Consider the following 17,825-nt stretch of genomic DNA (forward strand, 5'->3'; position numbering starts at 1 on the left):
TTATAAAGTTTTTACACCCATTTAACTATATCCGCTATAGTGTATAATTTATTTCATGAAAACATATTTTTACAGCAAAAATTTTACTCACTGGGCAAAAATGGGCCTATGGAATGACGGGACGGGGTTGTTATGTTAAATAAATTCCTCCTGTGCCAAATATACGAAAAATTAATAATTTACGTCAACGCTTGAATATATTACAATTTATCTCACCGAAATATTTAAAATTTTTATTCAGGAGGTAATTTGTAACATGAAAAAGTTTCTAGCACTATTAATTTCTATCGCGCTCGTTGTTTCTCTTGCGTCCTGTTCACTTGCTGATGACAAAAGTTTTTTCCTCACATTAGCTCACAACTTAGCAGAAGATCACGCAGTTCATATCGCTATGACTGAATGGGCAGAGGCAGTTAATACAGCTTCCGACGGTTCAATCACAATTAATATTATTCCGAACGGACAATTAGGTTCAGAAGCTGACTGCGTTTCACAAATTCAGGCCTCACAACTCGAAATGACAAAAGTTTCAGCAGGGACTCTCTCGAATTTTGCCGCCGCTTGGAATTGCGTATCAGTTCCCTACGTTTTTAGAGATAAGGATCATTTATATAATGTAATGAACGGTGAAATCGGCAGAGATTTATATAATCTGACAGTTAATGACGGTTTTATCGGAATTGCATGGCTTGAGTCCGGTACTCGCTGCTTCTATACCGCAAATAAAGCAATCCGCAAGCCTGAAGATCTCAAGGGACTCAAGATTCGCACAATGGACTCACAAATGGCTATTGACATGATGAACGCTTTCGGTGGAAGTGCAACCGTCATGGGCTACAGCGACATTTACACCGGAATGCAGCAGGGAGTCATTGACGGAGCAGAAAATAATATTACTGCTTTGAGAGATCATGCAGACGTTACTAAATTTTATTGCTACGACGAACATACAATGATTCCTGACGTTATCGTAATTTCCGCTAAAGTTTGGAACGAAATGAGCGATGCCCAGAAAAAAATTATGAACGATACAGCCGCCGAAATGGTAAAAAATTATCGCGGACTCTGGGCAAAATTTGAGGACGACGTTAAAGCACAGGTCGGAAATAAAGTCGAATATGTTAAGGACGTTGACAAAGCAGCTTTCCAAAACGCAGTCAAGCCCCTTTATGACGCACTCAAGACAGCAGACCCGGTAACATTTGCATTTGTAGAAAGAATCCAAGCAGCGAAATAATATCATGAAGACACTAGAGAAAATTTTAGATTCCGTTATGCGATTCTTGATGGCATTATCTATGTTCATTCTTGTAGCGTTTGGAACGTGGCAGATTTTCAGCCGTTGGGTATTGAAGAATCCATCAACTTTTACTGATGAGTTACTGCGCTATGTCTTAATTATTGCGGGTATGATCGGTTCGGCTTACTGTTTTTACCGTGATGAGCATTTAGCATTGACTCTCGTTTCTGATCGTGCAAAAGGTTTCTTCAAGGTCGTACTAAATTTATTTATTGAAGCCTGCATATTATTTTTTGTTATTTACGTGTTTATTTACGGAGGACTCAAATTATCAAGCACCGCTACAAATGTTTCATCAGTTATGCGAATCCCTATGAAGACGCTTTATTTGATTGAACCTCTTTGCGGGGTCATGATAGTTATTGCGCGTGTTCTCAAGTATATTCAGGCATTCACACAGAAAGGCGGCGAAAATTAATCATGGTAATCACTGCTACAGTAGTATTATTTGTCTCATTCTTTATCATGTTGTTTGCGGGCGTACCTATTTCTGCGGGAATTGGAATCGCGTCCGTTGTTGCTGCATGTGTGAGCGGAGTTACGACTCTTGAAGGTTTTGCGTTTACTGCTGCACAAAAATGTTTTTCCGGGCTTGACTCGTTTTCGTTATTAGCTCTGCCGTTTTTCTCGCTTGGAGGCAACATCATGAACAAAGGCGGAATCGCTCGCAGACTCGTTAGACTCGCAAGACTCTTAGTCGGAAAAATTCCCGGTTACTTAGCGGCTACAAATGTGCTTGCAAATATGTTTTTCGGGGCTGTGTCGGGGTCATCGGTAGCGGCGACTTCTGCAATGGGTTCGATTCTTTCACCGTTAGAGAAGGACGAAGGCTATGACCCGGATTATTCAGCGGCAGTAAATATTTGTTCTGCTCCGACTGGTATATTAATTCCTCCTTCAGGGCCGTTGATTTTGTATTCGATTACAGCGGGCGGTGTCTCTGTTGCGGCGTTATTTATGGGCGGTTACTTTGTAGGCGGCATTCTGGGCGTTGCAGTTGCGATAATGGCGATTTTCTTAGCAGTTAAGCTCGGTTACAAGAAATCAGAAGTAAAAGAGGAAGACAGCGCATTAAAAATTTGGATTGACGCTTTGCCCTCGTTATTTGCAGTAATTATTGTAATGGGCGGAATTTTATGGGGAATCTTCACAGCAACAGAGGCCGGAGTCGTTATGTGCTTATATTGCGGTTTATTAGCTGCGATTTATAGAGAAATGGACTTAAAGACTCTTTATAATTTGCTGGCTGACACGATGAAGAGCTCTGCAACGATTTTATTCTTGATAGCTGCGTCGTCGATAATGGCCTACGTAATGGCGCGAACTGGAATCCCTAACGCAATTTCGCAAATGATTATGGGAGTCTCAAAGGATCGTTATGTGATTCTCTTGATTATGAATGTATTTTTGCTAGTTATGGGGATGTTCTTGGACTTAACGCCGGCGGTATTAATTTTTGTGCCGATATTTTTGCCGATTGCGCGCCGTATTGGAATGAGTGATGTACATTTCGGATTAATGCTGATATTGAATTTGGGCATTGGTTCAGTTACTCCTCCGGTGGGCTCGTGTTTGTTTGTTGGCTGCGGTGTTGCAAATGTCAAGATCGAGGGCGTTACGAAATATATTGTGCCGATATTTATAACAATGTTTATTTCGTTGATGCTCGTTACATATATTCCGCAAATAGCTTTGAGTCTGCCTTACTGGACGGGATTAATTAAAGGTATGGGCTGGACGAGATAAAAAATTTTCGGGCGGGACATTGAGTCTCGCTCGTTTTATATTCAGGAGGTAAATATTTATAATGGAAATATGCGCAAAAATTATTAACTCCGAACAACTAGAAAATTTCTTCATACTTCACACTAATTCAGCTGACATAAAAATTTACTGCTTGACCGACGAAATTATCAGAGTCAGAACTTCATTTGACAAAAAATTTGACGAGGAGTCATATATTTTAGCTCTTACTGCTTGGACTGATAGATTAGATTCTTTGTTTGACGGCGAAAGAGTCAGAGTTACCCCCGTTTGCCCTGACTTTAACGAGACTGAATCGCAAATAATTCTTTCTACTGCGAAATTAAGACTCGAATTTGACAAGGATCCTATTTGCATGAGACTTTATGACTCTGACGGGACAGAAATTTATTCATCACTGGCCGGAAATCCTTTCACGCTTGACTCAAATAATCGCGTAACCCACTACAGCCGAATGAATGAAGATGACTGCTTTTACGGTTTTGGCGAGAAGGCCGGAATCCTAAACAAGAATCAATCATTTCTGCGTCAGCGTGCAACAGATGCAATGGGCTATAATCCCGTAAAATGCGACACACTTTATAAGCACATACCATTTTATATAAGACTCATGCGCGCGAATCATAAAGCGTTAGGGCTCTTCTATCACAATTTTTATGAGTCAGTGTTCAACATGGGCTGTGAAAAAAGTAATTATTGGCCTCGTTACAGTTATTGGCAGTCAGACGGCGGAGACATTGATTTATTCTTTATTGCGGGAGATTCAATCAAGCAGATAATCAATAATTATACGCTCTTGACGGGCAGACCTGCATTGTTGCCAAAAAGAGCGCTGGGTTATCAAGGTTCATCAATGTATTATCCCGAACTTGAGAAGGACAGCGACGATGCAGTATTAGAATTTATTGACACGATAAAGGCTGAAGGTTTCCCGATTGACGGCTTTCACTTGTCATCAGGTTACACGAGCGTTGACGGCAAAAGGTGCGTTTTCACATGGAACACTACGAGATTCAAGAATCCCCGCGAATATTTTGCAGCAATGAACGAACGAGGCGCGCAGAATGTCCCGAACGTTAAGCCCGGAATTTTGCTAGTGCACCCGTTATTTAATGAATTTCTTTCGCGTGATGTATTCGTTAAGGACAGCAAAGACCCTTCAAAAATTGCTTATGGCTGCTGGTGGGGCGGTACTGGCGCATTCTGGGACTTCACAAAACCTGACGCGCGTTCAGCATGGAAAGAGTATTTAATCAAAAATGTTATCGACGTAGGCACGGACTCAATTTGGGACGACAATTGCGAGTATGACAGCTTAGTTGATAAAGACTCACGCGTTGATTTCGACGGCAAGGGCGGAACTATCGCGCAGTTAAAGCCGTTAATGTCGACTCTAATGTGCAAAATCGGAGGCGATGCGGTACGCGAACACAACAATAATGCACGGCCTTATATCGTTTGCAGGTCAGGCAGCGCAGGAATCCAGAAATACGCTCAGACATGGTGCGGAGATAATTTCACAAGCTGGGAATCTCTCAAATATAATATTCCCATAATTACAGGTATGGGCTTATCAGGTCAACCCAACGAGGGCGCAGACATTGGCGGATTTGCGGGGCCTGCTCCTAGTGAAGAATTATTTGTGCGATGGGTGCAAAATGGAATATTCCAAGCTCGTTTCTCGATTCATTCTGCAAGCAACGATAATACAGTTACTGAGCCGTGGATGTTCAGAGATTCGGCCGATTTGATTCGTGAAGCTATTTTGCTGAGATATAAATTTACGCCTTATATTTATTCGCTTGAGTACGAGGCAAATTTAAACGGTGCTCCCATTATGCGCGCTCTTGTCTATGAATTTCAGAATGATTCGCGAGTCTTTGATGAAAGTTTTGAATTTATGTTCGGGCGTGATATTCTCGTCGCAAATGTAATCGAGCCTGGCGAAAAAATTAAACGCGTTTATTTGCCGTCTGGGTCTAACTGGTATGACTTCAACGATAATTATAAATTCTATGAGGGCGGACAATTTATTGATATTCCCGTAGATTTATCTAGCATTCCCATGTTCATAAGAGAAGGAGCAGTTATCCCTATGGCCGAAAATATTTTAATGAGCATGGCAAATGACAAAGTAACGGATCTGCACTTGATTATTACTCCTGACAATAAAGAAAGAGTCTTTACGCTCTATGACGACGACGGAGTCAGCAATGATTTCAAAAATGGCGTGTTCCGTAAGACTCACATAAAAATGTCAGGCTCAAGCGTCCTAAAACTTGAATTTGACTCGCAAGGCTCATACACTGACACAATCGAGCGCGTTACTATTGAAGCAGTCAGGAAAGATCGCAGCCCGTTCTGGGTTAGTCTCGGAAATAGAAAACTTGAACACTTCTTGAACCGCAAAAAATTTGACTCTGCCTCCGAAGGTTGGTACTACAGCCAGACAAAACGCGCTGTACTCGTAAAATATGAGAACCCCCGCGAAAATTATTCACTCAATATCTCATTTGAAGACTTTGATTTAATAGGTATGTAAAATTATGCTCGTAAAAAAATTTATCTCACTTGAGAAAACAAATAACGGCTATATCATTCACGCCGATAACGCTGATATTCTGCTAATTTTTATGACCGATGACGTTATAAGAGTCCGCGTTTCATTCGAGAAAAAATTTGTTGAACGTTCTTACGCGTTAATAAATACTGCTTGGCCTGATGAACTCGATAATTTATTTGCAGGTGAGCGCACAAGAATTAACGCACTTGATATTTCCTGCCAGGAGAACGAGAAAAATTTAACATTTGAGACTCGGACTCTAAGACTCGTGATGAACAAATCGCCGCTTAATTTCTCGTTGTACAATCATGAAAATATCTGCATTTATCGCGACTTGCCCGAACGAGCTTTTGAACGCGACCAATTAGGAAGATTGAGTCATTATTCCTGCATGGACAGAGAAAAAGATTTCTTTTACGGATTCGGCGAGAAAACCGGACACCTTGACAAAAAATTTAGGCGTCTGCGAATGTCCCCTAAAGACGCTATCGGCCATGACCCCGAAAACGGCGACCCGATGTATAAGCACATACCATTTTATATAAGAGTCAATCAAGACAATTTGCACGCGCTCGGACTCTTCTATAATAATTCTTATGACTGCGTGTTTGACTTGGGTCAAGAAATTTCCGGCTACTGGGAACGTTATAATTATTACCAGACTGACGGCGGAGACATTGATTTATTCCTGATTAACGGCCCCGACATGAAAAAAGTTATTGAGCGTTATACGTGGCTGACAGGGCGTACGATTCTCCCGACAAAGCAGTCATTAGGTTATTGCGCGTCAACGATGTATTATGCTGAACTCGAAGAAAACTGCGACCAAGAAATTTATCGAGTCATTGATAAACATTTGCGCGAAAAAATTTATATTGATAATTTCTGGCTTGCGTCGGGATATTCAAGCGGCGAGAAAGATAATTTGCGCTACACATTTAATTGGAATTATAAACGTTTTCCGAACCCTGAAGAATTTTTTGCGCGTATGAATGTACTCGGAATTAACGTAATCTGCAACCTAAAGCCGGGAGTCCTCAAGAATCACCCGTATGCAAGTTTTTACGAGAAAAATAACGCGTTCATAAAGACTCCTGACGGCAAAAGCGATTATTACGGGCGCTGGTGGGGCGGTGAAGGTAGATTTATAGATTTCACGAGTCAGAAAGGGCGCGACTCATGGCGTGAACTCCTAGAGAAAAATATTTTGCGCAAGGGTACAAAAACTGTTTGGAACGATAATTGCGAGATGGACGGCATAGAAGACCGCGAGGCATTTTGCGACAATAACTCACTGGGCGGGACAATGGCCGAACTCAAAATTATTCACTCTAACATGATGGCATTCACGGCGATTCAGGCAATTAAAAACGTTTACCCTAATGAACGCCCGTATGTAATTAACCGCGCAGGTTTTGCAGGGATTCAACGTTATGCACAAGTCTGGGGCGGCGATAATTTAACTGACTGGCGCACATTGAAATTTAATATTGCAACAATTATCGGAATGGGTTTATCAGGCTGTGCAAATATGGGCTGCGACATTGGCGGCTTTGCTGGCGGTGCTCCTGAGTCAGAATTATTATTGCGCTGGATTCAAAATGGTATATTTCAGCCGAGATTTACTCTTAATTCAGCAAATAACGACAACACAGTAACACAACCCTTCATGTATGAGGAAAATTTAAATTTGATCCGTGAAGCCTTTGCATTACGTTATAGAATGCTCCCTTATTTGTATTCACTCATGTATGAAGCAAGCATTAACGGACTTCCCGCAATGAGACCGCTATTTCTTGAATTTCCTGATGACATTAACACTTACTACGACAAAAATTTAACGTTCATGTTCGGACGTGCTTTATTAGTCGCTAACGTAATCGAGAAGGGCGCAAGGACTCGAAAAATTTATTTGCCGTCTGGTTGTAACTGGTACGACATAAATAATAATCTCAAATCTTATAGCGGCGGTCAAGTGATAGAGATTCCCGTTGATGATTCAAGCATTCCGGTTTTCATGAGGGGCAACGCAATTTTTTGCACAAGCAATGACATCAAGCGCATAAATTTTGACACGCTGAAAAATTTAGATTTCCTGATTTCCTGCGATGATGACAGCGAATTTATTTTTTACGACGACGACGGCCACACAGAAAATTACAAAAGGGGCGGTTATTCACGCGTAAAAATTTCCGTCAAAGCAGGCAAACGCAAAATTATAAATTTCACGACCGAAGGCAGCTATCAATCAACTATCGAACGCATAAATTTACGAGTCATCAGCAAAGAAAAAGGCGCGTACTGGGTCAGTGTTGACGATAAAAAAATTTCGCGGTTCCTTGTCCGTGATGAATGGGAAAATGCGCGCGAAGGCTGGTATTATGATATGTCAGAACGTGCAATCTGCGTTAAATGTTCATGGCCGGTCAAGCAAATTATTATCTCGACAGAAAAATTTGACTTAATCGGAATGGGCGACGAGTAATTTATAAAGGGGGCAGCATCAGATGAAGAAATATGCTAGAAAACGTCATATGAGTTTGCGTACAATGATGATAATTTTTGCGCTTGCTCCGTTAATAAGCGCGGTTGTTATTATTGCTCTCGTAAATTCTGGAATCGTTGTCAACACTCTCAAGTCAAGCACAAAAGAGTCTCTAATTCTTGCGGCTAAGGCTCTTCGCGAATACTATGAGTACGACCTCAAGAATAATATAAACATGGACGGCGATTTTTGCGAGTATGACCCTGAATATATTGACGTAATGAAGCAAACCGGCTTTGATTTTACGTTGTTCAAGGGCAATATACGATTTATGACAACGATTAGAGACTCTAACGGCAAAAGAATCGAGGGGACTCCTGCGTCTGCTGCTGTCTGGAGTGCTGTAAGTGCCGGAGAAGATTATTACTCCGACAACGTGAAAATTAACGGCCTTGTCTATCACGTTTATTATATGCCGCTCTCAAATGGCCGCAAAATAGTGGGAATGACTTTCACCGGCAAACCTGCAACACAAATTAGAGCCGCCTCAATGAGCATTTATATAATGATATTCGCTGTAAGTGCTGCAATGATAATTATTTATTCGATTATTGCGCTTATCGTGGCGAAAAAAGTTGCTGACCCCTTGAAAGAAGTTGCGTCAGAAATCGAGAAGTTATCAGACGGAGATCTTGACACACAAATTTTGCTCGACAGCAGAATCAACGAGACCGCACAATTATTAGACTCTGCTGAAAAACTCGAACACGTGTTAAATGACTCAATCGGCAGAATATTAGACTCAGCGTCCGAACTCACAGAGACAGTAACGTCTACTGAATCACTTGCGGAAAATTCATCATTCGCTGCAAATCAAATCTCACAAACAATGAAGTCATTATCTGAGTCAACATTTCAAATGGTCAAGAGCGTTCATGACATCAGCGAAAATATTTCTGACATGGAAAAAATTATCTCGCAGGCAGTCTCGAACGTGAATAATCTTAGCGAAATTTCTTCACAAATGAATGACGCTAACAAAACCGCCGGACAATGCATAACTGAAGCCGCCGACTCGTCCGTGAAATCTTATAAAGCCATTGAAGTAATAGCAGGCAAAATTAAAGCAACGAATCAAGCTATTATGAACATCGGCGAGAAAATCGGCATGATAACATCAATTGCATCACAGACGAATTTATTATCACTCAACGCAGGAATCGAAGCAGCCCGCGCAGGTGAGGCAGGAAAAGGTTTCGGGGTCGTCGCAGCAGAAATTAAGAAACTCGCAGAAGAATCAAACGAGGCAGCAGAGTCAATTAATGACACTGTCGAAGAAATAAAGCAGCTTTCCGGTGAATGTGTTGCGCAAGCTCAAGAAGTAGAAGAATTAATCAACGAGGAACGCGGCATTTTGTCAACGACTCAGGAAAAATTTAATCTGCTCGATAAAGAAATTGCGTCATCCCTCGTAGAAATTTCTTCAGTCTCCGACATAACAACGAGATTAGACTCAATCAGGCAGACGATTTCAAATGCTGTGAATGAATTAGCGTCCGTCTCCGAGCAGACCTCAGCAGCAGACGAGCAGGCAACTGCTTCAATAGCAGAAATTGCCGAGAACGTTAAAGAAATTTTCAACGAGACCAAGACAATAGACGAACTCTCGCACGAACTCAAGGACGCAGCAAGTTACTTCAAGTTATAAAATTTTATCGGGGCAAGACCATTTTTCGCGGCCAAGCCCCATTTTTATTTATTTCGCGTTGAATTTATTTGTAAGCTCAAGAACTAAAGTTTTGCACTGCTCTAAAATTTTCCCCTCGTTGTAATAATTATCGTAAGCAAAGACTCCGCCGGCAATAATAACGACAACTAATATAAACGTGAAAAACGCTCTAGCAAAACCGGGGCGGGCATCTTTTACTTTTTTCGCGAGAGATTCTGTTACATCGTTTACCTTGCCGATTAAAGCTCCTTCACTGCGGACACTGATAATTTCCTGCTTTAAAGTTTTTGCCTGCTCGTTAATGAGTGATTCGGCCTCGTTAAATTTTTTGCTGACAATGAGAGAGTTAATTTTTTCCTTCAGGGGCTCTAACTGCGAGTCAACGAATTTTGCGAGCATTTCTCCGACAAGATTTGCTAATTCGGGATTCTTTGCGCTTCCGAACTCTTGAAGGCCATTAATATTTTGTGCTGAATTAATTTGTTCTCTCATGCGCCTTAGACTTTCGGAGCAGGAATTAATAATTTCGTCTGCACGTGAATTGACGCGATTTAACAACGTGTAGTCATCAGTAATAACTGTCTTGATTTCTTCCTGAAGTTTATTGCTCTCTGACCTGATAAATTTTTCTGTCTCTGATAAAGTTTTATCGCGGATCATTTTATCTGCGTCGTTCTTGAGCTTATACAATCTTTCTTCAGTGAGATTATACAGAGTCCCCTGTACAGCGCGTGTGATTTCTTCTGTGATGTCGCCGGTTAATTTATCGACGTTTGCTGCAAGTTCTGCGATGCTTTGCGATGATTTGATTTCCTGAAGCATAAATAAATTACTTCCTTTCGTGTAAAAATTTTATGAATATATTAATGCTTTGTTAGTGATTGCGTCAATGAGTTTATTTTTGCTGTATAAAAACGTGCATTTATAATTACAGGCGGGGAAAAAGACGGGTTGCACATATACAACAAATATTTTGTCATAGTTTTCCGAAAATGTTTATTGGGATGAAGACTATTTTATGAATCTTTCTGATAACCTTTGTCTGTTATTACACATAAGTAGTTAGCGCTGCTTAAATAATTACGGCCTACAATAAATTTATTACTATTTGAGCTTTTCTTTTTCTTGCCGCTGTAGTATTCTGATGCCCCACTTTTTTAGCCGCTTAATTTCACATTCAGTTTTTAGCTTAAATTCTTCACATGAAGCCAATAATTTCATATTCATTTGCAATATCTTCCATAGTACGGTAATTGCGATAATAAGCTAAGAAGATACACAAACGATGGCGGTCGTTCTCCCCTTTTATGTTGATTTAATTTATCAAGCATGACAAAAAATGTATTACGCTTAACATCGACAATCCTTTGAAATTTTTCATCTGTAATTTTTTTGTTGCGCTATTCTCTTCATAAATGTATTATTGATTCCGAAAAAGTTTAACGAGTTAATGATAAATATTTCTCCTGATATATAAAAATAGCCGGGAAGCAGTTTATTGATTCTTACGATTTCAGCGGACAGCACGAACTACATGCACACATCGTGAAGGCAATAAAAGTTTAACGAGTTAATGATAAATATTCCTCCTGATATATAAAAATAGCCGGGAAGCAGTTTATTGATTCTTACGATTTCAGCGGACAGCACGAACTATATGCACACATCGTGAAAATAAATAATCATTGCCAATTATAAAATTCGTACATGCAGAAAGTTTTGCAACGCACACTAACAAAATTTAAATGCTATAATATTCAAACATGAATCAAATTTTTTCATTCATTCCAAATTATAAGCAGCGAGAAAGATTTTACTAATACTTTTACTAATACGAAAATGTTGATTAATTAATTTAATCGCAAGGACTCGCGCGGGAAAATTTTTTTGTTGCAGTAAATTTTTTATTTATTAACATGATAACAGAGATATAAATTTTTTATGATCATTACACTATAAATGCTCCTGACATTGTGAACATTTTCGAAAAACTAAAAAATTTGTTGTACGTGTGCGACTCGTTTTTTATCGCCCGTAATTATAAATGCACGTTAAAAGTTTTTCACGCAAATAAAATTTTCATGATATAATTTCCCTCATAAAAGCACTTGACATAGAATAATTAACATTGAAACGCTGTGAATGGTGTATTTTATTCATCACGCGAATTATTTCGGGCATTAACGCAGAACAATTGCAATCGGCTTTGAAAGATTCGCAACTTTTTTGGCCAATATTCACGGACTTAATTTCATGATATAATTTCTCACATAAAAGCACTTACAGCAATTAAATATTATACTGTAAATATAATTTTGTGCTTTGACATTATAAAGGCGCATACAGCAGTTCCTACAGGCAAATTCATTTTTATAATGAGAAGAAAATTGCGCCTTGTCTACTATTCAGGAGGATTATTATTTATGCTCGAACAACTTAAGAACGAAGCAAATTTAACCCTTACAGAAAATTTCGCAGTTACATACAAATCTGCGGGTAATGAGTGTCTTGACCTTTTTGCGACTATAGGGGCATTGCGAAATTCAGAGCCTGAACAAATACAATTACGATTCATGCGTGCATTTGCAGAGAATCCCGACTTAGCATTACGAACAGCATTTTACGCGCGCGACATACGGCAGGGACTCGGAGAACGCAAAGTTTTTCGTGTGATTCTTGAATGGCTTGCAAAAAATAACCCCGACTCAATCACAGAAAATATCGCGTTGATTCCCGAATACGGCCGATGGGACGATTTATTGTGCCTGCTCGATACAAATTGCAGAAATTACGCGCTGAATCTAATAAAATCGAATTTAGAGAGCGACTCGTTAATTTCAAAGTGGCTGCCGTCAATAAATGCATCAAGCCAGCAAACAAGACATTATGCGCATATAATTGCAAAATTTTTAGAAATGAATTCCAAGCAGTACAGGCAATTATTAACGGGATTACGCGCAAAACTTGATTTAATCGAGAACAATTTACGCGAGAAAAATTACACGTTCGATTACTCAAAGCAGCCCTCAAAAGCTATGTTCAAATATCGTCAGGCTTTTATCAGGAATGACGGCAAACGCTATAATAAATTTCTCGAAGATGTTGCACAGGGTAAAAGCTCAATGAATACCGGAACTCTTGCGCCATACGAAATAATTTTACCTTTTGTTCGCTGGAAAAAGGACGAAATATCAGAATCAGAACGTAAAGCAATTAATACAACATGGGAAGCGCTCGAAGATTTTACGAACGGTGAAAACGCTTTAGCAGTTATAGACGGTTCCGCCTCAATGTATCGGAAAGACGAAATTATATCGCCGATTTCTGTTGCGCTATCACTGGGGATTTATTTTGCAGAACGCAGCACGGGAGAATTTCACAATCATTTCATAACTTTTTCAGAGAATCCCCAATTAGTTGCGATTAAGGGCAATGATATTTATGAGCGTGTAAATTATTGCAAGAGCTTCGACGAGATAGCTAATACGAATTTGCAGAAAGTTTTTGAGCTTATATTGAATACCGCCGTGAAAAATAATATTCCGCCCGAACAAATGCCCGCGAGACTTTATATAATTTCTGACATGGAATTTGACTCTTGCACGGAAGATTCGAGCCTGACAAATTTTGAGTACGCAAAGAAAATTTTTAGCGAACATAATTATAATTTGCCGCAGATAATTTTTTGGAACGCCGACAGCAGACATTTACAGCAGCCCGTAACATTCAATGAGCAGGGAGTTTGCCTCGTCAGCGGTGTATCGCCGAGAGTTTTTGCGATGATTAAAAGAGTTGATCTTACACCGTTAAAATTTATGCTCGATATTTTGAATAGTGAACGTTATGTAAATATTTGCGCGTAAAACTTGACAGATTATGTTTTGCACTGTAAAATTTCTATTCGTTGTTGATTGATTTAATTAGCCGGTGTAGCTCAGTTGGTAGAGCAGCTGACTTGTAATCAGCAGGTCGGAGGTTCGAGTCCCCTTGCCGGCTCCATAAGTTAAAGACGGTGGAATGGCCGAGTGGTCAATGGCAACAGACTGTAAATCTGTCGACGGGAGTCTACCATGGTTCAAATCCATGTTCCACCATTTTTTATTATCAAGCCGATTTAGCTCAGCCGGCAGAGCACATCCATGGTAAGGATGGGGTCTTCGGTTCAAATCCGAAAATCGGCTCTTTTTGTAACATTTACGGCTATTTTCTTCTACGCGCTTCAAACGGTGTCATTTTGTATGTTCTGTCTATCATTACATAGGCGCACCTGCTGAAGTATCAAATTTTTCACTTGTGATCGGCTCTTCAAGGCTATTGATAACGTACTCGGCCATAAAAACGTAAAATCTGTTGCCCATTTCATATTTGCCCGATGATCTGTAAAATCCTATAATATTTTATGTTGGGCTACTCTATGAAAATGTAAGCCCAAGTCATTTATTCATATATTTAGATATATACGCATTGGCCTATAGCCCATTATTAAGGCTCATGTTTTGACATTCTTGCTGGTATTCCATAAATTTTTTTGTAATGCTTGCTCATGTAAAATATCCCCTTGTGGGGCAGTATTTTTACAACTTTAGGTGATTACACGCTTGATGATTTATTTTTTCGCAATCCAAGACACCGGCACTCTACACTTTTTCAACAGGAATCCTGCAGGCGGCTCATAATTTCAGGCGTGCGGGCGATAAGTCTTACAGGCTCTCAGAATTAGCGCGCAGACTTGATAGAGTAATGTCGGTGCATTTTGTGCGGAAAAACTTTTATTCACTCGGCGAAAATCTGAACATAAAGCGTCCTGACAGACAGAGGGATAATCTTTTATGGCGTTCAATACATCAATGCAGGGACAAGAATAATATCACGCTCATGTATTCGAGAAAAGGAGATCTACCAGCGCAAGAAGTTGGGAAATTTAGAAATTGCTCGATAATATTTACTGGGTGAAAGATTAAAATTTTTCATGCCTCATTAGAATCAAGAAAGAGACAAGGTTTTAACGCCCTGTCCCTTTTTTTGCGGAATAAATATTTATTTTCCTGCTTGAGTAACTCTAAGTTCTGTTTCTTCCGTTAAGTTGTCTCCAACCTTAGCAGTGAATGTTATCTTGCCTATTCTGGGAGAACCGTTATTTTCAGCAACCTGAAATCTTATAGGATATTGATTCTCGCCTGTTGCACTGCCGCTTGTTTCCGTGAAGGTGATCCAGTCTACATTTGATGACACTGTCCAGTCGCCTTCAGAAAGTATATTGAATCCAAGCCCGGCGGATTTATCCCCGTCTGCGCTGATGTTAAAAGTTTTATTCTCGGCCCATGAATGTTTAGGCATATCGAGATTTACTATTGGGGTTGGGTGCTTATAAAATCTCGGATATCTTCGTCCGCCGTCCCAACTGTAAGTAGTAGTCCACGTAACGCCGTCGCCTTCTCCAAAGCAGAAGCCCTCTTCCCAGAAGAAATTAACTTTCATGAGAAGTGTTTTAGTGTCTTGTTTGCTCCATATGGATTTATCGACCTGCCATATCCATTCACTCTTAAAGCTGAGGGATCCTCTTGAGGCTGCTGTTGAACTTATTCCCATGTAGATGCCGTGATTCGTGGTGTCGTCATGCCAAGTCCCGCTGTTATGAGGTCCCTCAACATCTGCTGTCCATTCAACATTTGTATCATTTACTGATAATGGAGAAGCTAAAATTTTCCAGTCGCTTGTTGTCCATGTTACGCTTGATGAATGCGAGACACCGCCTGTAACTTTTAAATCGAGAGCATTACTCATAGTTCCGACTTCTCCGCCGACACTCCATGTCATGCCTTCCGTGAAAGTTTTATTTTTCGGGACATTTGTAGGGATATAATCTCCGAGTCCGACTTCAGTGCTTGAGAGATCGCTTTTTTCTTTGCCGCCGACGACACTGCAAATATAACTGTTAAATCCGAATACGCCTGTATAGCCTGAAAGATAATTAACATAATTTTATCCATAACGGCCAAATTCCCCGCCGCCCTGATGCCAAGTAAATTCGTGATCCATTTGATCTTGATAATTCAGCGGAGTAGTCGTTGCGTTTGTCTGTACAAGATAATAATCGCTATGATACTTGTATGAATGGCAGGCGTAAACAGTTACTGCAACTTGGCTTCTGCGTCTTATATTGACCTGGTCTCCGCCGATTGCGCCTCCCCATGGTCTATAACCGTCTTGTCTGTAATTGCAATCAAGATTTACTTTCTGAGCGTCTGCTATTTTTGTGAGCTCATTATTTTCATCGGCCATGCGTGCTTCAATTGCGTTTGCTTCGGAGTTTGACTCGTTTGCCATATCCGTTAAACTTGCGCACCAGTTATAATAACTTCTCCAGCGGTCAATATTGAAGAATAATCCGTCTGCATCTTCAATAGCTAGTGTTGATTCTTTCTTGTCATCGCCTGAAGTAATGTCGCTTGAAGAAATTATATTGCCGTCAGAATCATAATATATAACTTTGTCCCCTGAAAGCTCGTAGCTTGCGTAATTGTCCGTTGAAGTAGCTTCTAAATCATCACTTGTTCTGACACCGGATATAATTGCGTCGCCGGCTAGTGAGGCCTGATAATTGAAATAAAACGTGCGTCCGTCAATAGTGCGTTTTGCGATTGCGAATAACTCAAGACGTTTTGTGCTGCCCTCTTCCATTACGTAATTACCTTTACGCCCTACAGCCTCAAGAGTCCTGTTAATATAATCTTCATCGGGATAAATCAAGAGAATATTATATTCATTTGCGTAATCACGGCTGATTCTGTCTGCGTCGAATAATAGAGCGTCGAGAAATGCAAGGCTTAATTCATCGTCCTTATATTTTTCGCGGAGTGTCTGTTCTTCCTCGTCAGTAATGCAATAAACCCATGATTGAGGCTGCATTTTGTCGCCGCTTCCGGAGGCCTCGAACTCGTTAATTAATTCTGCCCATTCGTTACCGTGCATGACTGATGACATGTCGCTGCTGAGGGTTACTGCTAAAGTTTTATTAATGTCTTCAACAGATCCCCCCCCCCCGTCAGTATTATTACTTGCTGGAGTACCGGGACTTCCACCGCACCCCCCGGAAAGAACAACAAGAGAGTATACAAGAATCAAAATCGCTGCATAATTGAATAGTTTTCGCAAAAAAAATCCTCCTTATAATATATTCTCTCTAATATTTGAATCGTTAGAAAGTTTGAATGATTTTGCGTAGAGAATTTTATTACAATTATATTTCTGCGTCAAAGTAAATTTTTGTGCGGATGGAAAAATTATAGACCGGGCATTAACACCCGGCCACTTGCTTTATTTATGCCTGCTCGCGGTATTTCTTAAGTTTTGCGATAATTTCGTCTATAGGCTCGTCGGGCTGATTATATTTTTCTGCGGTGTAGTCGCCGTGATTTTCCTCAAATTGCTGCATAAATTTAATCATACCAACAGGGCCTAGTGATTTAGAAAGAGCTGCAAGACCAGCCATACGAACTTCATACGGATTATTATAATCTAACTCAATCATGCTCAAGACCTCCTATTTTTAAGCTAAAAACTACAGGATTAACCACTTTAAAATTAAGCGCAAGTTTTTCACAAGATTTTATCAGTCTGTAATCTGTCGTCAAGAAATAATCAACTTCTCCGGCTTCTGCATAAGCAATGTGAAAAGCATCCATAGTTTTAATATTTGCCTCAGTCATGAAAAATTTTGCTCTGATTTCTATATTGTCTCTATAATGAATCTCTTCACGCAAAAAAGAAGTATATAGATCTGACAACTTTATTTTTTTCTCAGAATCTTTTACTGCGCCAATTTCCTGTCTCAGAATATCACTGCCCAAGATCGTAATATAATTTTTTGCTGCCATATAAAAAATTGCAGTTATAGCATTACTCTCATTGTGAACGCTTTTCTCCTGCGATTTGTCGAACGGCCTATTATAGCAGCAAGTATCAAGATAGACTCTCATTCAGA

Annotated in this window: 12 protein-coding genes and 3 tRNA genes; 10 read left to right on the plus strand and 5 right to left on the minus strand. The window is 40.0% G+C overall.

The annotated features are described in order from the left end of the window. Positions 1 to 256: 256 nt before the first annotated feature. The 6 genes from IJT21_02165 to IJT21_02190 all read left to right on the plus strand — a co-directional run bounded on the left by IJT21_02165 (position 257) and on the right by IJT21_02190 (position 9,820). Positions 257 to 1,237 (plus strand): TRAP transporter substrate-binding protein, encoded by a 981-nt coding sequence (locus IJT21_02165; GenBank protein ID MBQ7577053.1) that lies wholly within the window; start codon positions 257 to 259, stop codon positions 1,235 to 1,237. Between the two features lie 4 nt (positions 1,238 to 1,241). Further along, the gene (locus IJT21_02170; protein MBQ7577054.1) at positions 1,242 to 1,718 is read left to right on the plus strand and encodes a TRAP transporter small permease; all 477 of its coding nucleotides are present in this window, start codon (positions 1,242 to 1,244) and stop codon (positions 1,716 to 1,718) included. Positions 1,719 to 1,720: 2 nt separating this feature from the next. Next, entirely contained in the window at positions 1,721 to 3,046 is a 1,326-nt protein-coding gene (locus IJT21_02175; protein ID MBQ7577055.1) for a TRAP transporter large permease, read from the plus strand. A gap of 61 nt (positions 3,047 to 3,107) precedes the next feature. Further along, positions 3,108 to 5,606: a DUF4968 domain-containing protein gene (locus tag IJT21_02180; protein ID MBQ7577056.1), complete on the plus strand. Its 2,499-nt coding sequence runs from the start codon at positions 3,108 to 3,110 to the stop codon at positions 5,604 to 5,606. A 4-nt stretch (positions 5,607 to 5,610) separates the two neighbouring features. After that, positions 5,611 to 8,112: a DUF4968 domain-containing protein gene (locus IJT21_02185; protein ID MBQ7577057.1), complete on the plus strand. Its 2,502-nt coding sequence runs from the start codon at positions 5,611 to 5,613 to the stop codon at positions 8,110 to 8,112. 22 nt (positions 8,113 to 8,134) lie between these two features. Next, the gene (locus IJT21_02190) at positions 8,135 to 9,820 is read left to right on the plus strand and encodes a cache domain-containing protein (protein MBQ7577058.1); all 1,686 of its coding nucleotides are present in this window, start codon (positions 8,135 to 8,137) and stop codon (positions 9,818 to 9,820) included. A gap of 48 nt (positions 9,821 to 9,868) precedes the next feature. Here IJT21_02190 and IJT21_02195 read toward each other — a convergent pair whose 3' ends face one another. Continuing rightward, entirely contained in the window at positions 9,869 to 10,663 is a 795-nt protein-coding gene (locus IJT21_02195; GenBank protein ID MBQ7577059.1) for a hypothetical protein, read from the minus strand. 1,601 nt (positions 10,664 to 12,264) lie between these two features. On the opposite strand from IJT21_02195, the gene IJT21_02200 reads away from it, so the two are divergent. The 4 genes from IJT21_02200 (at position 12,265) to IJT21_02215 (ending at position 14,022) form a co-directional block, all read left to right on the plus strand. Beyond that, positions 12,265 to 13,704 (plus strand): DUF2828 family protein, encoded by a 1,440-nt coding sequence (locus tag IJT21_02200; GenBank protein MBQ7577060.1) that lies wholly within the window; start codon positions 12,265 to 12,267, stop codon positions 13,702 to 13,704. A 60-nt stretch (positions 13,705 to 13,764) separates the two neighbouring features. Then, a tRNA-Thr gene (locus IJT21_02205) sits at positions 13,765 to 13,840 on the plus strand. Between the two features lie 12 nt (positions 13,841 to 13,852). Continuing rightward, positions 13,853 to 13,935, plus strand: a tRNA-Tyr gene (locus IJT21_02210). Between the two features lie 14 nt (positions 13,936 to 13,949). Next, a tRNA-Thr gene (locus IJT21_02215) sits at positions 13,950 to 14,022 on the plus strand. A gap of 856 nt (positions 14,023 to 14,878) precedes the next feature. On the opposite strand, the gene IJT21_02220 is transcribed toward IJT21_02215, so the two are convergent. The 4 genes from IJT21_02220 to IJT21_02235 form a co-directional block, all read right to left on the minus strand. After that, positions 14,879 to 15,658, minus strand: a complete 780-nt coding sequence (locus IJT21_02220; GenBank protein ID MBQ7577061.1) for a BACON domain-containing protein — start codon at positions 15,656 to 15,658, stop codon at positions 14,879 to 14,881. Positions 15,659 to 15,823: 165 nt separating this feature from the next. Next, complete coding sequence (locus IJT21_02225; GenBank protein ID MBQ7577062.1) at positions 15,824 to 16,996, minus strand: hypothetical protein; 1,173 nt, start codon at positions 16,994 to 16,996, stop codon at positions 15,824 to 15,826. 166 nt (positions 16,997 to 17,162) lie between these two features. After that, complete coding sequence (locus IJT21_02230; protein MBQ7577063.1) at positions 17,163 to 17,372, minus strand: hypothetical protein; 210 nt, start codon at positions 17,370 to 17,372, stop codon at positions 17,163 to 17,165. Next, positions 17,365 to 17,820 (minus strand): hypothetical protein, encoded by a 456-nt coding sequence (locus IJT21_02235; protein ID MBQ7577064.1) that lies wholly within the window; start codon positions 17,818 to 17,820, stop codon positions 17,365 to 17,367. Before IJT21_02235 ends, IJT21_02230 begins: the two co-directional genes overlap by 8 nt. Between the last annotated feature and the right edge of the window lie 5 nt (positions 17,821 to 17,825).

The organism is Synergistaceae bacterium (genome assembly GCA_017443945.1).
In the GTDB taxonomy this organism is placed as follows: Bacteria; Synergistota; Synergistia; order Synergistales; family Aminobacteriaceae; genus JAFUXM01.